Source organism: Gordonia sp. i37 (genome assembly GCF_002043085.1).
GTDB lineage: Bacteria > Actinomycetota > Actinomycetes > Mycobacteriales > Mycobacteriaceae > Gordonia > Gordonia polyisoprenivorans.
Genome location: NZ_MVPX01000294.1, coordinates 1 through 14965, shown reverse-complemented (window position 1 = coordinate 14965; position 14965 = coordinate 1). Strand labels below are relative to the sequence as shown.

At 67.3% G+C, this 14965-nt stretch carries 14 protein-coding genes; 7 read left to right on the top strand and 7 right to left on the bottom strand.

Annotation, left to right across the window (positions count from 1 at the left end; genetic code table 11):
* Window position 1: 1 nt before the first annotated feature.
* From B1964_RS14225 to B1964_RS14210, 4 genes are read left to right on the top strand one after another with little or no spacing between them, the layout of a single operon-like run.
* Window positions 2-1054, top strand: a complete 1053-nt coding sequence (locus B1964_RS14225) for a sulfate ABC transporter substrate-binding protein (RefSeq protein WP_170320215.1) — start codon at window positions 2-4, stop codon at window positions 1052-1054.
* The gene (gene cysT / locus B1964_RS14220) at window positions 1051-1935 is read left to right on the top strand and encodes a sulfate ABC transporter permease subunit CysT (protein ID WP_006370627.1); all 885 of its coding nucleotides are present in this window, start codon (window positions 1051-1053) and stop codon (window positions 1933-1935) included. Before B1964_RS14225 ends, cysT begins: the two co-directional genes overlap by 4 nt.
* Window positions 1932-2927: a sulfate ABC transporter permease subunit CysW gene (cysW, locus tag B1964_RS14215; RefSeq protein WP_006370628.1), complete on the top strand. Its 996-nt coding sequence runs from the start codon at window positions 1932-1934 to the stop codon at window positions 2925-2927. The genes cysT and cysW overlap by 4 nt, the downstream gene beginning before the upstream one ends.
* Before the next feature lies 1 nt (window position 2928).
* The gene (locus tag B1964_RS14210) at window positions 2929-3924 is read left to right on the top strand and encodes a TOBE-like domain-containing protein (protein WP_006370629.1); all 996 of its coding nucleotides are present in this window, start codon (window positions 2929-2931) and stop codon (window positions 3922-3924) included.
* Window positions 3925-3961: 37 nt separating this feature from the next.
* On the opposite strand, the gene B1964_RS14205 is transcribed toward B1964_RS14210, so the two are convergent.
* Genes B1964_RS14205 through B1964_RS14185 form a run of 5 tightly spaced genes read right to left on the bottom strand, consistent with a single transcriptional unit; the run spans window position 3962 to window position 9513 of the window.
* Complete coding sequence (locus B1964_RS14205; protein WP_006370630.1) at window positions 3962-4702, bottom strand: sirohydrochlorin chelatase; 741 nt, start codon at window positions 4700-4702, stop codon at window positions 3962-3964.
* Window positions 4699-6018, bottom strand: coding sequence for a GTP-binding protein (locus B1964_RS14200; protein ID WP_079930245.1), 1320 nt, complete (start codon window positions 6016-6018; stop codon window positions 4699-4701). The genes B1964_RS14205 and B1964_RS14200 overlap by 4 nt, the downstream gene beginning before the upstream one ends.
* Window positions 6018-6962, bottom strand: coding sequence for a sulfate adenylyltransferase subunit CysD (gene cysD, locus B1964_RS14195; RefSeq protein WP_006370632.1), 945 nt, complete (start codon window positions 6960-6962; stop codon window positions 6018-6020). Before cysD ends, B1964_RS14200 begins: the two co-directional genes overlap by 1 nt.
* Window positions 6959-7708: a phosphoadenylyl-sulfate reductase gene (locus B1964_RS14190; RefSeq protein ID WP_006370633.1), complete on the bottom strand. Its 750-nt coding sequence runs from the start codon at window positions 7706-7708 to the stop codon at window positions 6959-6961. Before B1964_RS14190 ends, cysD begins: the two co-directional genes overlap by 4 nt.
* The gene (locus B1964_RS14185; protein WP_079930244.1) at window positions 7705-9513 is read right to left on the bottom strand and encodes a nitrite/sulfite reductase; all 1809 of its coding nucleotides are present in this window, start codon (window positions 9511-9513) and stop codon (window positions 7705-7707) included. Before B1964_RS14185 ends, B1964_RS14190 begins: the two co-directional genes overlap by 4 nt.
* Window positions 9514-9919: 406 nt before the next feature.
* On the opposite strand from B1964_RS14185, the gene hemW reads away from it, so the two are divergent.
* Window positions 9920-11131 (top strand): radical SAM family heme chaperone HemW, encoded by a 1212-nt coding sequence (gene hemW / locus B1964_RS14180; RefSeq protein WP_172398842.1) that lies wholly within the window; start codon window positions 9920-9922, stop codon window positions 11129-11131.
* Between the two features lie 13 nt (window positions 11132-11144).
* On the opposite strand, the gene B1964_RS14175 is transcribed toward hemW, so the two are convergent.
* Window positions 11145-11603, bottom strand: coding sequence for a MarR family transcriptional regulator (locus tag B1964_RS14175; protein ID WP_231386646.1), 459 nt, complete (start codon window positions 11601-11603; stop codon window positions 11145-11147).
* Between the two features lie 26 nt (window positions 11604-11629).
* On the opposite strand from B1964_RS14175, the gene B1964_RS14170 reads away from it, so the two are divergent.
* Window positions 11630-12724 (top strand): substrate-binding domain-containing protein, encoded by a 1095-nt coding sequence (locus B1964_RS14170; protein ID WP_079930243.1) that lies wholly within the window; start codon window positions 11630-11632, stop codon window positions 12722-12724.
* Here B1964_RS14170 and B1964_RS14165 read toward each other — a convergent pair.
* Entirely contained in the window at window positions 12712-13839 is a 1128-nt protein-coding gene (locus tag B1964_RS14165) for an AAA family ATPase (RefSeq protein WP_079930242.1), read from the bottom strand. The genes B1964_RS14170 and B1964_RS14165 overlap by 13 nt on opposite strands.
* Window positions 13840-13999: 160 nt before the next feature.
* Between B1964_RS14165 and B1964_RS14160 the strand changes: the two genes are divergently transcribed.
* The coding region (locus B1964_RS14160; protein WP_079930241.1) for an aliphatic amidase at window positions 14000-14965 on the top strand (966 nt) is incomplete at its 3' end.

Genomic DNA, 14965 nt, shown 5'->3' with positions numbered 1-14965 from the left:
GATGGTCCTGATCTCCGGGTGCGCCGGCGGTTCCACCGACGAACCCGACGGAGTCGACATCTCCAGCGGCAGCCGACACCTCGACCTGGTGGCGTATGCGACGCCCAAATCGGGATTCGACCACATCATCCCGGCGTTCCGGGCAACCCCCGCAGGCGCCGACATCGGCTTCTCGGCCTCCTATGGGGCCTCCGGGGACCAGTCCCGCAAGGTCGCGCGCCGCGTGCCCGCCGACGTCGTGAACCTCTCCGTCGAGCCCGACATCACCCGCCTGGTGAAAGCCGGTCTGGTGGACAAGGACTGGAAGACCCAATTCCCGTACAACAGCACGCCATTCGGTTCGGTCGTGGCGCTCGTGGTGCGCAAGGGCAACCCGAAGAACATCCACAACTGGAACGACCTGCTGAAGCCCGGGGTGCAGGTGGTGACCCCGAATCCCGGTAGCTCGGGTTCGGCCAAATGGAATCTACTCGCGCCGTACGCGGCGATGAGCGACGGCGGCCGCAACCCGCAGGCCGGTCTCGACTACGTCGCCCAGCTCGTCCGTGACCATGTGCGTGTGGTCCCCAAATCGGGTCGCGAGGCCACCACGGCCTTCGAGCAGGGGCAGGGCGATGTGCTGATCAGCTACGAGAACGAAGCCATCATGCTCGACCGGGCCAACGCCACCGCGAGTCCGCGAAACCAGGTCGAGTACCTCATTCCGCCGCAGACGTTCAAGATCGAGAATCCGGTCGCGATCGTCAACACGACCTCCGACCTCGCCGGCGCCCGCGCGTTTGTCGGCTTCCTGTTCACCGATGAGGCACAACGGATCTGGGCTCAGCAGGGCTTCCGGCCGGTCGTCCCCGCGATCGCCGAGCAGACCCGCGACCTGTTCCCGGGGGCCATCGAGAAGCTGTGGACGATCAAGGAGCTGGGCAAGGTTCTCGGTGCCGGGACCGCCGCGAAGAACGACGGGGTGGATCTCACCGGGTGGAAGGCCGTCGACTCGGCGCTCTTCGGCACCAGTGGGGCGATCACCAAGATCTACGACGCAGGGGGCAGACAGTGACCTCGAACGTCTCGACGACCGATCCCGGTACGGGCGCACCGCCGCCCGACGCCGCGCCGCCCGGCGGATTCCTGGGACGTGCACGCACGTTCACCGGGGTCAGCCCGGCCACCGTGGGGTTGGCCTGGCTGTGGCTCAGCGTCATCGTGCTGCTGCCGCTGGCCGCGATCACCGTGCAGTCCTTCGACGACGGCTGGAGTGGGTTCTGGGACGCCGTCACCGCGCCCGCCGCACTCGACGCCCTGTGGATCACCGTGCTCGTCTCGGTGTTCGCGGCGCTGATCAACGTCGTCTTCGGAACCATCATCGCCTGGGTGCTGGTCCGGGATGAATTCCCCGGCAAGGGATTCGTCAACGCGATCATCGATCTGCCGTTCGCCCTACCGACCATCGTGGCCAGCCTGGTGCTGCTGTCGCTCTACGGTCCCAACAGTCCGATCGACATCCAGCTCAACGCCACCAAACCGGCGCTGGTCATCGCCCTGACATTCGTCACACTGCCGTTCGTCGTGCGACAGGTGCAGCCGGTGCTGCTCGAACTCGACGTCGACGTCGAAGAGGCCGCCGCGGTTCTCGGCGCGCGCAACTGGACGACGTTCCGCAAGATCGTGCTGCCGGCGCTGCTGCCGTCGATCCTGACCGGGGCGGGGTTGGCCTTCACCCGCGCGATCGGGGAATTCGGTTCGGTGGTCCTCATCGGCGGCAACATTCCCGGCGACACCCAGGTCGCCTCGCAATACATCCAGCAACAGATCGAGATCGATTCGCCGGTCAGCGCCGCGGCGATCTCGGTGGTGCTGTTGCTCATCGCCTTCGTGACCCTGCTGATCCTGCGCATCGCGGGCCGTCGGCAGTCCACCCGGGAGGACGCCGACCGATGAAAGTGTCGCCCCTGACCCGATACGGGCTGCGCGCGATCGCGCTGATCTATCTGTTCATCCTGTTGATCGTGCCGGTCGGCACCATCTTCTATCGCTCCTTCGAACACGGCATCGTGCAGTTCTGGGAATGGATCACCACACCGGCGGCGATCTCGGCGTTGCAGCTGAGCCTGCTGATCGTGGTGATCGTCGTGCCGCTGAACGTGGTCTTCGGTGTGCTGACCGCACTTGCGTTGGCGCGCGGACGATTCCCGGGCAAGGGCGTCCTGCAGGCCGTGGTGGATCTGCCGTTCGCGGTGTCCCCGGTCGTCGCCGGCGTCGCGCTGATCCTGCTGTGGGGGTACGGCGGATGGTTCGGCGGCGTCGAGAGCCTCGGCTTCCGGGTGATCTTCGGTTTCCCGGGATTGGTACTCGCCACCCTGTTCGTCACACTGCCGTTCGTCGCGCGCGAGGTCGAGCCGGTGCTGCGCGAGATCGGCACCGAACAGGAGGAGGCCGCGGCAACCCTGGGAGCCAATGCGTGGCAGGTGTTCTGGCGGATCACCCTGCCCGCCATCCGATGGGGCCTGACCTACGGTGTGGTGCTCACGGTGGCCCGCGCGCTCGGCGAGTACGGCGCCGTCACCATGGTGTCGTCGAACTATCCGGGTATCTCCCAGACGCTGACGCTGTTGGTCAACTCGCGCTACACCGACGACTACAACGAGTTCGGTGCGTACGCGGCGGCGACGCTGTTGATGTTCGTGGCGATCGTCGTGCTGGTGCTGATGTCGCTGATCGAGCGCCGCGCGAAATCCCGTGTCGCCGATGCCAGTGGCACCGGTGCCGACGGTCCGGCCTCGCCCGACACGGTAGTCGAGACCCAACTGACCGTGCCGCACGGTCCGGAGTCGATCGACGCCCATCAGGTGGTCACCGAGCATGTCCACCACGACGCCGCGCCACACGGTTCGGCCCCCCGAAATGCCTCTGCCCGTGAGAAAGGCGTGTGACATGTCCATCTCGGTGATCGGAGCGAACAAGCGCTACGGCGACTTCGCGGCTCTCGACGATGTCTCGATCGACATCCCCGACGGCCAATTGACCTCGCTGCTCGGTCCGTCGGGGTCGGGCAAATCGACACTGTTGCGGGCGATCGCGGGCCTGGACACCCTCGACTCGGGCACCGTGATCATCAACGGCAACGACGTGTCCAAGAAGTCACCGCAGAAGCGTGACATCGGATTCGTGTTCCAGCACTACGCGGCCTTCAAACACCTCACCGTGCGCGACAACATCGCCTTCGGGTTGAAGATCCGCAAGAAGCCCAAGGCCGAGGTGGACGCCAAGGTCGACGAGTTGCTCGAGGTCGTCGGGCTCACCGTGTTCCAGCGGCGGTTTCCCGCGCAGTTGTCCGGCGGCCAACGCCAGCGCATGGCCCTGGCCCGCGCCCTGGCCGTCGATCCCAAGGTGCTGCTCCTCGACGAGCCCTTCGGCGCACTCGACGCCAAGGTGCGCGAGGACCTGCGAAAGTGGTTGCGCCGCCTGCACGAAGAGGTTCACGTGACCACGGTGCTGGTGACCCACGACCAGCAGGAGGCCCTCGACGTCTCCGACCGGATCGCCGTGCTCAACAAGGGCCGCATCGAACAGGTCGGTGCGCCCGACGATCTCTACGACCGACCGATCAACCCGTTCGTCGCATCGTTCCTCGGTTCCACGGTGCGACTCAACGGCGAACTGGTACGCCCGCACGACATCCGGATCGGGCGCACCCCGGAGATGGCGTGGCCGTCTGCGGACCCGACCCTGGACACCGGGGTCCTCAAGGCCACGGTGCAACGAGTGGTGAATCTGGGATTCGAAACCCGGGTGGAACTCGTGGCGGTGGCCTCGGGTGAGGAGTTCGCCGCGCAGATCACCCGCGGCGATCAGAACGCGCTGAATCTGGAGGCCGGCGAGACCGTCTACGCGCGGGCCACCAAGGTCGCGGCGCTCTCGGAGAGCTGAGCGGTCCCGGGGCCGAGCGGGTTCCGGGGCAGGGCCGTCATCGCGAGTGATCGGCGGTCAGACCTCCGAGAGGAGAGCCGGCCACCGCCGTCGTGTAGCGATCGGCGATCGCCTCGATCACATCCGGATGGGCGCCGAGCGGACCGGCGACCAGGGCGCCCGGGGCGAGCCGGTCCAGTGCGGTTTCGACGCGCTCGGTCAACAGGCCTGCGGACAAGAAGTAGGGGCTGAGAGCGATGCGCCCGGCCCCGGCACCACGCAGGCGTCGGATCGCGGTGCGCAGGGCGGTCTCACCGGTACCGAGCCGGGTCGCGAAGACCACATCGACCGGGCGGTGCAGCCGGGTCGACAGCTCGACGGCGCGTCGCCGGACGACCAGCGCGGCAGCGGGATTCGTCGAACCGACGGCTGTGACGAGGAGGCCGTCGGAGTCGGCGAGCCCGGCCTGTTCGAGACGATCGGCCAACGCCGCCGACAACGAGGTCGTGCCGATCACACTGGTGATCACCACATCACCGGGCGCCCGTGTCGAGGCGACGATCTCGGGCAGATCGATGTCGCTGTGATAGCCGGGTGCCAGCAACAGCGGCACCACGACGACCCGCCCACGCATCTCCGCCAGCTCGTCGGCCACCAGCGGCTCATCGAGATCGAGGAACGACAGGCGCACATCGGTACCCGGGAGACGACGGGCGACGGCGTGCCGCACACGGCGAGCCGTGTCGGCGAACCGGGGGTCCCGGCTGCCGTGCGCGACGAGCAGGAGACTCGCGCTCACACCAACTCTTGGAGGTGCAGGGACGCCAGGGCGTCACCGACCAGCCCGGCAGCCAGCGTGTTGCCACCCTGCGGGTCGATCAGCAAGAAGCTGCCCGACTCCCGGTTCACCTGGTAGTCGTCGGCCGGAATCGGCTCGGCGATCTGCACGGTGATACGGCCGATGTGGTTGAGCTCCAACGAGTCCGGTGCATCGGTCAACGCCAGGTTCTGCTCGTCGAACAACACGTCGAGGGTGCCGACGATGGCCTGGGTGGTCTTGGTGCCGTGCTTGAGCAACAGGCGGGCACCCGGGCGCAGAGGTTTGTCGGCCAGCCAGCACACCGTCGCGGAGAACTGCTGGATCGGCTCGGGGGCATCGACGGCCGAGGCGATGAGGTCACCACGGGAGATGTCGACGTCGTCGGCGAGCAGCAGGGTGACACTGCGACCGGTGTGCGCGGTCGCCAATTGACCGTCCGCGGTGTCGATCTGGGTGACGGTCGTGCGGACCCCGGACGGTGACACGACGACCTCGTCACCGACGGAGACCCGGCCCGCGGCGATCTGCCCGGCATACCCGCGATAGTCCGGGTATTCCGGTGTGCGCGGCCGGATCACGTACTGCACCGGGAACCGCAGACCCACCTCCGGCTGATCCGACGCTGCGCTCCCGTTCGGGACCGTCTCGAGATGCTCGATGAGCGTCGGGCCGTCGTAGAACGGCGTGTTCTGCGACCGGGTGGCGATGTTGTCGCCGTGCAGCGCCGACACCGGGATCGCGGTGACCTGCTCGTCGGACCAGCCCAGGGTGCACGTCAGGGAGCGGAATTCGTCGGAGATCTCGGCGAACACGGTGGCCGCATCCTCGACGAGGTCGATCTTGTTGACCGCGAGCACCAGCTGCGGAACACCGAGCAAGGCCATCACCGCCGCGTGCCGACGGGTCTGGGAGACCACGCCGTTGCGGGCGTCGACGAGCAGCATCACCAGCTGCGCGGTGGAGGCACCCGACACGGTGTTGCGCGTGTACTGCACGTGGCCGGGGGTGTCGGCGAGCACGAACGAGCGTGCGGGCGTGGCGAAGTAGCGGTAGGCGACGTCGATGGTGATGCCCTGCTCGCGCTCGGCGCGCAGGCCGTCGACGAGCAGCGACAGGTCCGGCCCGGCCAGCCCACGGTCGACCGAGGCGCGGGTGACCGCGTCGATCTGGTCGGCGAGCACCGATTTCGTGTCATAGAGCAAGCGGCCGACCAGGGTCGACTTGCCGTCGTCGACGCTGCCGGCGGTCGCGATGCGCAGCAGGTCGGGGACGTGTCCGAGAGTGTTGTTGGCCATCAGAAGTATCCTTCGCGTTTACGGTCTTCCATGGCCGCCTCCGACACCCGGTCGTCACCGCGGGTCGCACCACGCTCGGTGAGTCGCGACGCCGCGACCTCGGCGAGGACGGCCTCGTTGTCGGCGGCCTCGGACAGCACCGCGCCGGTCGACGAACCGTCGCCGACGGTGCGGTAACGGACCGAAAGACGTTGGAGCTCTTCGCCATCGCGCGGACCGCCCCAGACGCCGGGGGTCATCCACATGCCGTCGCGCTCGAACACATCGCGCTCGTGGGCGTAGTAGATCGACGGCAACAGCACCTGCTCGCGGGCGATGTAGCGCCACACGTCGAGCTCGGTCCAGTTCGACAGGGGGAACACCCGGACGTGCTCGCCAGGGGCGTGGCGTCCGTTGTACAGGTTCCACAGCTCCGGGCGCTGACGCTTGGGATCCCACTGGCCGAAGGCGTTGCGCAGCGAGAAGATCCGCTCCTTGGCGCGCGAGCGTTCCTCGTCGCGGCGCCCGCCGCCGAACACCGCGTCGAAGCGGTTCTCGGTGATCGCGTCGAGCAGCGGGATCGTCTGCAGCGGGTTGCGCACCCCGTCGGGACGTTCGGTGAGCCGACCGTCGGCGAGGTAGTCCTCCACCTTGGCCACATGCAGTCGCAGGTCGTGGCGGGCCACCACCTGGTCGCGGAACTCGAGGACCTCGGGCAGGTTGTGCCCGGTGTCGACGTGCAGCAGCGAGAACGGAAGCGGCGCAGGCCAGAACGCCTTGAGGGCCACATGCAGCAGAACGGTGGAGTCCTTGCCGCCGGAGAACAGGATCACCGGACGCTCGAATTCGCCTGCGACCTCACGGAAGATGTGGATCGCCTCGGACTCGAGGGCGTCGAGGGTGGTGAAGTCGTCGCTGCTGTCCACCTCGCGGTCGGCGCTGGTGACGGGATCGGTGATGGTCATGCGTGCAGCCCACATTCTGTCTTGGCGCGGCCGGCCCAACGGCCGCTGCGCGGATCGGATCCGGGTTCGGGTTTGGCCGTGCACGGAGCGCAGCCGATCGACGGATAGCCTTCGTCGACAAGAGGATTCACGAGTACACCGTGGGCGTCGATGTAGGACTGCATCTGCTCGTCGGACCATGCGGCGATCGGATTGATCTTCACCAGCCCGAAGCCCTCGTCGAACGAGATCAGCGGCGCATTGGCCCGGGTGGGGGCCTCCACCCGGCGGATGCCGGTCACCCAGGCGTCATAGGACTGCAGACCCGACTTGAGCGGCACCACCTTGCGCAGGCGGCAGCATTCGCCGGGATCGCGGGCGAACAGGTTGCGCCCCAACAGTTCGTCCTGCTCGGCGACGGTGTGTTCGGGGGTCAGGTTGATCATGTCGACGCCGTACACCTGCTCCACGGCGTCGCGGGTGCCGATCGTCTCGGCGAAGTGATAGCCGGTGTCGAGGAACAGGACCTTGACCGGATCCCCGCCGAGGAGGTCGCGATCGATGTGTGTGACGGCGAGATCGACCAGCGCCGCATCCTGCATGTTGGAGGCGACGACGAAGTTGTCGCCGAACGTCCGGGCGGTCCAGGCGAACAGCTCCTCGGGGGTGGCGTCGGGACCCAGGTCGGCGGCACCCTGCTCGGCGATCGCGCGCAGCTCGTCCTCGCTGAAGCGCCGCCCGGTGGTCGTTGCGGTGGAGATGGTCATCGGAGTGCCTCCTCGTCGGCACGAACGGCCCACTGCGCGAACCGTTCTCCGTCCTCGCGCTGATCGATGAAGTTGCGGACGACGCGGTCGATGTAGTCGCCGAGCTCGGTGGAGGTCACCTTGTGCTGGCGCAGTTTACGGCCGAATGCTGCGTCCTGGCCGAGGCTGCCACCGAGGTGGACCTGGAATCCCTCGGTCTGTCCGCCCTGGCCGTCCTCGACGAGCTGTCCCTTGAAACCGATGTCGGCGATCTGCGATCGGGCGCAGGAGTTGGGGCAGCCGTTGATGTTCACGGTGATCGGGACGTCGAGCCGGGAATTGATGTCGGCCAGACGCTCCTCGAGTTCGGGTACGAGCACCTGCGAGCGCTTGCGGGTTTCGACGAACGACAGCTTGCAGAACTCGATCCCGCTGCACGCCATCAGGTTCCGGCGCCAGTTCGACGCCCGGGCGATGAGACCCTGCTTGGCGAGGTCGGCGATGAGCACCTCGACCTTGTCGTCGGGGACGTCGAGCACGACCAGCTTCTGGTACGGGGTGAACCGGATGCGGTCGGAGCCGACGCGCTCGGCGGCCTCGGCGACGGCGGTGAGCTTGGTGCCCGACACCCGGCCCGCGATGGCGGCGAAGCCCACCGAGTTCAGACCGTTCTTGAGCTTCTGGACACCCACGTGATCGCGCGGCTGGGTCAGCGGGGTGGGCGCCGGGCCGTCGGTCAGCTTACGGTGCAGGTATTCGTCCTCGAGGACCTGACGGAACTTCTCGATGCCCCAGTCCTTGATGAGGTACTTCAGGCGTGCCTTGGTGCGCAGGCGGCGGTAACCGTAATCGCGGAAGATCGACACGACGCCCTCCCAGACGTCGGGGACCTCGTCGAGCGGGATCCATGCACCCACCCGCTGGGCGAGCATCGGGTTCGTCGACAGACCGCCGCCGACCCAGAGATCAAGCCCCGGACCGTGTTCGGGATGTTCGACGCCGATGAAGGCGATGTCGTTGGTCTCGTGCGAGACATCCTGCAAACCGGAGATCGCGGTCTTGAACTTACGCGGCAGGTTCGAGTACTGCGGGTCGCCGATGTAGCGGCGCACGATCTCATCGATCGCCGGCGTCGGATCGAGTACCTCGTCGACGGCCTCTCCGGCCAACGGCGATCCGAGGATGATGCGCGGGCAGTCGCCACAGGCCTCGGTGGTCTTGAGCCCGACGCCCTCGATGCGCTCCCAGATGGTGGGGACGTCCTCGATGCGAATCCAGTGATACTGCACGTTCTCCCGGTCGGAGAGATCGGCGGTGTCGCGGGCGAATTCGGTCGAGATCTGACCGAGGGTGCGCAGTTGTTCGACGTTGAGGGCGCCGGCATCGCAACGGATGCGCATCATGAAGTGGCTGTCCTCGAGGATGTCGATGTTCTCGTCACCGGTCCAGGTGCCGTCGTAGCCCTCGGCGCGCTGGGTGTAGAGACCCCACCAGCGCATGCGGCCACGGAGATCCTGTTTGTCGATCGACTCGAAACCCTGCTTGGAGTAGATGTTCTCGATCCGCGCCCGCACATTGAGCGGGTTGTCGTCCTTCTTGACCTGCTCGTTGGGGTTCAGGGGCTCGCGGTAACCGAGCTTCCACTGACCTTCGGCGCGCCGTTTGGTCGGGCGGGCCTTCTTGCGGGCCGGACGCTCGGCGGCACCGGTCTTTGCGGCGCCGGATGTCGCGGTTTCGGCGCGTGCCGAACGGGCGCGGGGGGCTGGGGAGGACTCCTCGGGGACGGGGGAGTTGCCCGCCTCGGTGAGGTCCGTCGTTGACGTCATGAACTCTCCTGTACCGGCGCACAGAGCACCGGCGATCGCACGGTCTGGGCTGTGACGTGGCGGCATACCCGCGTCAGATGCGGGGACTCTCCGGGGCCGGAACGTCGTCTAGAGACGACAGGTAGCGCTGCAGACGCGCTTGAGATCGACGTGGCGTCGCGCGGCGAGCCACACCCCGGGAAAATTCACGGGCTCCATAGTGCCACGACCATCCGTCTCGCGTCTACTTGGGAATACTTTGCACCACGGTGAGGCAAAGTGGCCTGCGGGGATGTCGGCATCGCTGCGGGACCGACATCGCGAATGTGGTTGCGTACCGAGAGCAAGGCCTATGCGTTGGTGGGTATTCCCCGATTCGGGGCTGGGTGATTCGGGGCTGGGCGGGGTGGGCGCGCATCATGGGGTGGTGACGTCCGTTTCCACCGCCGCCGTGCCGGCCGAGGTCGGCGACGCCTGCGGGGCCGTCGACCCCGGTGTCGGCCTGGGGCTCTACCTGCACGTTCCGTTCTGCGCGTCGAGGTGCGGATACTGCGACTTCAACACCTACACCGCGGGCGAACTCGGGTCGTCGGCGTCCCCGGATTCGTGGTTCGAGGCGGTGGGCCGCGAACTCGACCACGCTGCGGCACTGATGACCCCGGCGCGCCCGGTGTCGACGATCTTCGTCGGCGGCGGCACGCCGTCGTTGCTCGGTGGTGACGGCCTCGCCGGTCTGCTCGACGCCGTGCGCAGCCGATTCGATCTCGCCGACGACGCCGAGATCACCACCGAATCCAATCCGGAGTCGACCTCACCGGAGTTCTTCGCGCGGCTGCTCGAGGCGGGCTTCACACGGATCTCGCTCGGGATGCAGTCCGCGGCCCCCCACGTGCTGACCACCCTCGACCGCACGCATACCCCCGGCCGCGCCGTCGCCGCGGCCCGCGAGGCGGCCGCCACCGGTTTCGCCCACATCAATCTCGACCTCATCTACGGAACACCCGGCGAGACCGACGCCGACCTCGACGCGAGCCTCGATGCGGTACTGGCCACCCCGGTCGATCACGTGTCGGCGTACGCGCTGATCGTCGAGGACGGCACCGCGCTGGCACGGCGGATCCGCCGCGGTGAACTGCCCGCCCCCGACGACGACGTGCTCGCCTCCCGCTACCAGCGAATCGATGAACGTCTGGGCGACAACGGTTTCGAGTGGTACGAGGTGTCCAACTGGGCGCGCTCGGCTGCCGCGGAATGTCGTCACAATCTGTCCTACTGGTACAGCCACGACTGGTGGGGAATCGGGCCCGGTGCACACTCGCACGTGCACGGGGTGCGGTGGTCCAACGTCAAACATCCGGCGCGTTATGCGAGCACCCTGGCCGACGGCATGCTGCCGGTAGCCACCCATGAGGTGCTCACCACCGCGGACCGCCACGTCGAATCGGTGATGCTGACCGCGCGGTGCCGCAGCGGGTTACGCCGTGAGCTCCTCTCCCGGGCGGAGGTGTCGTGCGCCGAGGAACTCGTCGCGCGAGAACTGCTTCGTCCGACCGGCGATGCGTGGGTCCTCACCGACCGCGGTCGCCTGCTCGCCGACGCCGTGGTGCGCGACATCCTCATCGCGGGCGAGGACGGCTGAAGGCGCCGGGCGATCAGGTGCCGATCCGGCCGAGCGCCTCGATCAGACCGACGTAGCCGCGTGCGCCGAGTGCGTCGGCGACGTCGCTCTCGACGGCTGCTTCGGCTTGTCGGACGGCGGCGATGCGACGCCGGCCACGGGCGCTCAGGTGGACGACGACCCGCCGCCGATCGACCGGATCGGCGCGCCGATAGGCCAGGCCCAGGGTAACGAGACGGTCGACCCCACGTGTGGTGCTCGCCGGCGGCAGGACGGCCAGCCGCGACAGCTCCGACATGGTCCGGCCGTCCTCGACGGCGAGCACCGAGAGCAGACGCCACTGCTCGGGTGACACCCCGAGTTCGGCGAGGTCGGCCGACATCTGTGACTCGACCCGGTGTGCGGCGCGCAGCAGCTGCAGCAGCAGTGGGTCGGTGGCGGCGCCGTGGTCGTCGCGCCGGGATCGGGTGTCGGGAGTAGCCTGGCGACTCACCGGACAACCCATCGCACGAGGTACCCATGACAGTCCGCCCCATTGCCGTTGGCACCGACTCCGCACGGCGCACCGTGCGGATCGCCTACGTCGTTCCGGTCCAGGGCATCGCGGGCATCTTCGGCCCGTCGTGCGAGGCGTGCGGGGAGCTCGCCCTCGCCGAATTGCACTCTGCCGACGGGATTCTCGGCCGGCCCGTGGAGCTGGTCGTCATCGACGGCGGCCGCGCACCCTCGCAGGTCGCCCAGGAGGTGGCGCAGCTGTGGCGGACGGGGCGAATCGACGCGATCGCCGGCTGGCACATCTCGGCGGTGCGCAAGGAGATCCTGCGCCTCGTCGGTGGTCAGCTGCCCTACGTGTACGCGGCTCTGCACGAAGGCGAGTTTCGCACACCGGGCCTGTTCATGATCGGGGAGTCGCCGTCGTCGCAGGTGATGCCCGCATTGGACTGGTTGCGGCGCAACCGCAGTGCCGAACGCTGGTGTGTGGTCGGCAATGACTACATCTGGCCGCGTCAGCTCGCGAGCCACGCCGTCGCGCATCTGGCCGGGACCCGGATGATCCACTGCGGTTCGACTTTCCTCCCGCTGGGAACGCGGGACTTCGAACCGACCCTGCGATGGCTCGAGACGACCGCGTGTGACGCTGTGCTGGTTCTGTTGATCGGCGACGACGCGGTGCGGTTCGGTCGCGTGTTCGCTCGACGTGGACTCGACACCACGATGGTGCGCTTCAGCCCGATCCTCGAAGAGAATCAGGTGCTGGGCATGGGTGCGGCGGCCACGGCGAACATGTATGCAGCCGCAGGCTATTTCGACTCGCTGGTCACCGCGGCGACGGTCGATTTCGCCGGCCGGTACCACCGTGTCCTCGGGGACACCGCACCGGTGCTCAACAGCATCGGCCAGTCCTGTTACGAGGCGATCACGCTTCTCGCGGCCCTTGCCGACCGGGCGGGTTCGCTGGCGGTGTCCCCGATACAGGCCGCCGCCGACGGGCTCGTCATGGATGCCACCCGCGGAACCCTGCGCCTGACCGACAACCGCGTCGACCAGGACATCTACCTGGCCAGCGCCGGTGCTCTCGATCTCGACGTCGTCGACCGGATTCATCGCGTCTGACCGTTCGCCGGGGTCGGGTTCGTCGGTCCGCTGAGGGGTTCGGTGCTGAGGGGTTCGACTGCGACGCAGATCTTTCCGGAGTTCACCGACGTGCGCATACGGAGTGTGGTTCCGGGCTCGCGGTCCCAGCTGACGATCGCCTCGGCGAGCGGTGCGTGCAGGTGCATCCGGAGGGTGCGCGCCAGATCGCGCGCCCCGTAGACCGGGTCGAAGCCGATCCGGGCGAGGTGGCTGCGCAGCGGGTCGTCGGGTTCCCACCGAATCTGCCGCGCGGCCAATTGTGCTGTCAGTCTGCGTAACTCGACGTCGACGATCGCCGCGGCGACCTGCGGGCCGATCGGATCGAACCGCACGATCTCGTCGAAGCGGTTGTACAGCTCGGGATCGAAGAACTCCTCGACGGCTCGGTCCACGGCGTCGGAGCCTGCGTCGCGCCGTCGGGAGCCCGGCATCGGCAGCAACGTGCGCCATCCGCGTGACCGGGCCCGGTGATGGGCGGCGATCTCGGCCGAGCCGAGGTTGGAGGTGAGCAGGACGATGGCGTTGCGGAAGTCGATCGTCGAGTTGCCCGCGGCCAGGCGCAGGGTTCCCGAATCGAGGATCTGCAGCAACGAGCGCAGCACCGTCGTGTGCGCCTTCTCCACCTCGTCGAACAGGACGATGCCCGGTCGAGAGGCGTTGCCCTCCAACAGTTCCCGGTCGAAGAGGGTGAACTGTTCCTTCGCGCCCGAATAGCCGGGGGGTGCGCCGGACAGGGATGCGGCATAGTGCTCCTGGGCCAGGGTGTTCATGTCGATCCGGCACAGTTTGTCGGCGTCGCCGGTGATCTCCGCGGCGAGCCGGCGGGCCAGTTCGGTCTTGCCGACACCGGTCGGACCGACGAACAACAACGACGCGATCGGCCGGCGCGGGTCACCGATGCCGGCGGCCGCGATGGTCAGGGCGCGGACCACCGAATCGATGGCCTCGTCCTGCCCGATGATCGCGGATCTCAGCGCCGATGAAAGCTGTGCGGGCGAGGACGCTCTGCCCATCCGGAAGGCCCGGTTCCGCGCGGGGGACAGTTGCTGACCCGAGTTGATGTCGTCGACCTTGCGTGCCAGGTAACCCGACATCGGTCCTCCTCGTGTGAACGTCGCGTAATGATTCCAAATGAAACCATAAATATCGGGAGTTAGCGGAGCGCGCAGACGGAAAGCCGTGGTATCACTTCCATACGGAAGCAATAATCCGGTCGGGCAACGTGGCTGCCCGGCCACTCTCAGGAGGCGTTTCATGCGACATGGCGACATCTCATCGAGCCCCGACACCGTCGGGGTGGCAGTGGTCAACTACAAGATGCCCAGGCTGCACACCAAGGCCGAGGTCCTCGACAACGCCCGCCGGATCGCCGAGATGGTGGTGGGCATGAAGGCGGGTTTGCCGGGTATGGATCTCGTTGTGTTCCCGGAGTATTCGACGATGGGCATCATGTACGACAACGCCGAGATGTTTGACACGGCGGCGGTGATCCCCGGGGAGGAAACCGACATCTTCGCCGCCGCGTGCCGACAGGCCCGGACGTGGGGCGTGTTCTCGCTGACCGGGGAGCGGCACGAGGATCATCCGAACAAGCCGCCCTACAACACGCTCGTGCTCATCAACGACGCGGGGGAGATCGTGCAGAAGTACCGCAAGATCCTGCCCTGGACTCCGATCGAGGGCTGGTATCCGGGGGAGCAGACGTATGTGACCGACGGGCCGAAAGGCCTCAAGGTGTCGTTGATCATCTGCGACGACGGCAACTATCCGGAGATCTGGCGTGATTGCGCGATGAAGGGGGCCGAACTGATCGTGCGGCCGCAGGGCTACATGTATCCGGCCAAGGATCAGCAGGTGCTGATGGCCAAGGCGATGGCCTGGGCCAACAACTGTTATGTCGCGGTGGCGAATGCGACCGGATTCGACGGTGTGTACTCGTATTTCGGGCACAGCGCGATCATCGGCTTCGACGGCCGCACCCTCGGCGAGTGCGGCGAGGAGGATTACGGGGTGCAGTACGCGCAGTTGTCGTTGTCGACGATCCGGGATGCGCGCGCCAACGACCAGTCGCAGAATCACCTGTTCAAACTGCTGCACCGGGGTTATACCGGGGTGTATGCCGGCGGGGACGGTGACAAGGGAATCGCGGAGTGCCCGTTCGATTTCTATCGCAACTGGGTCACCGACGCCGAGGCCACCCAGAAGGCGGTGGAGGCGATC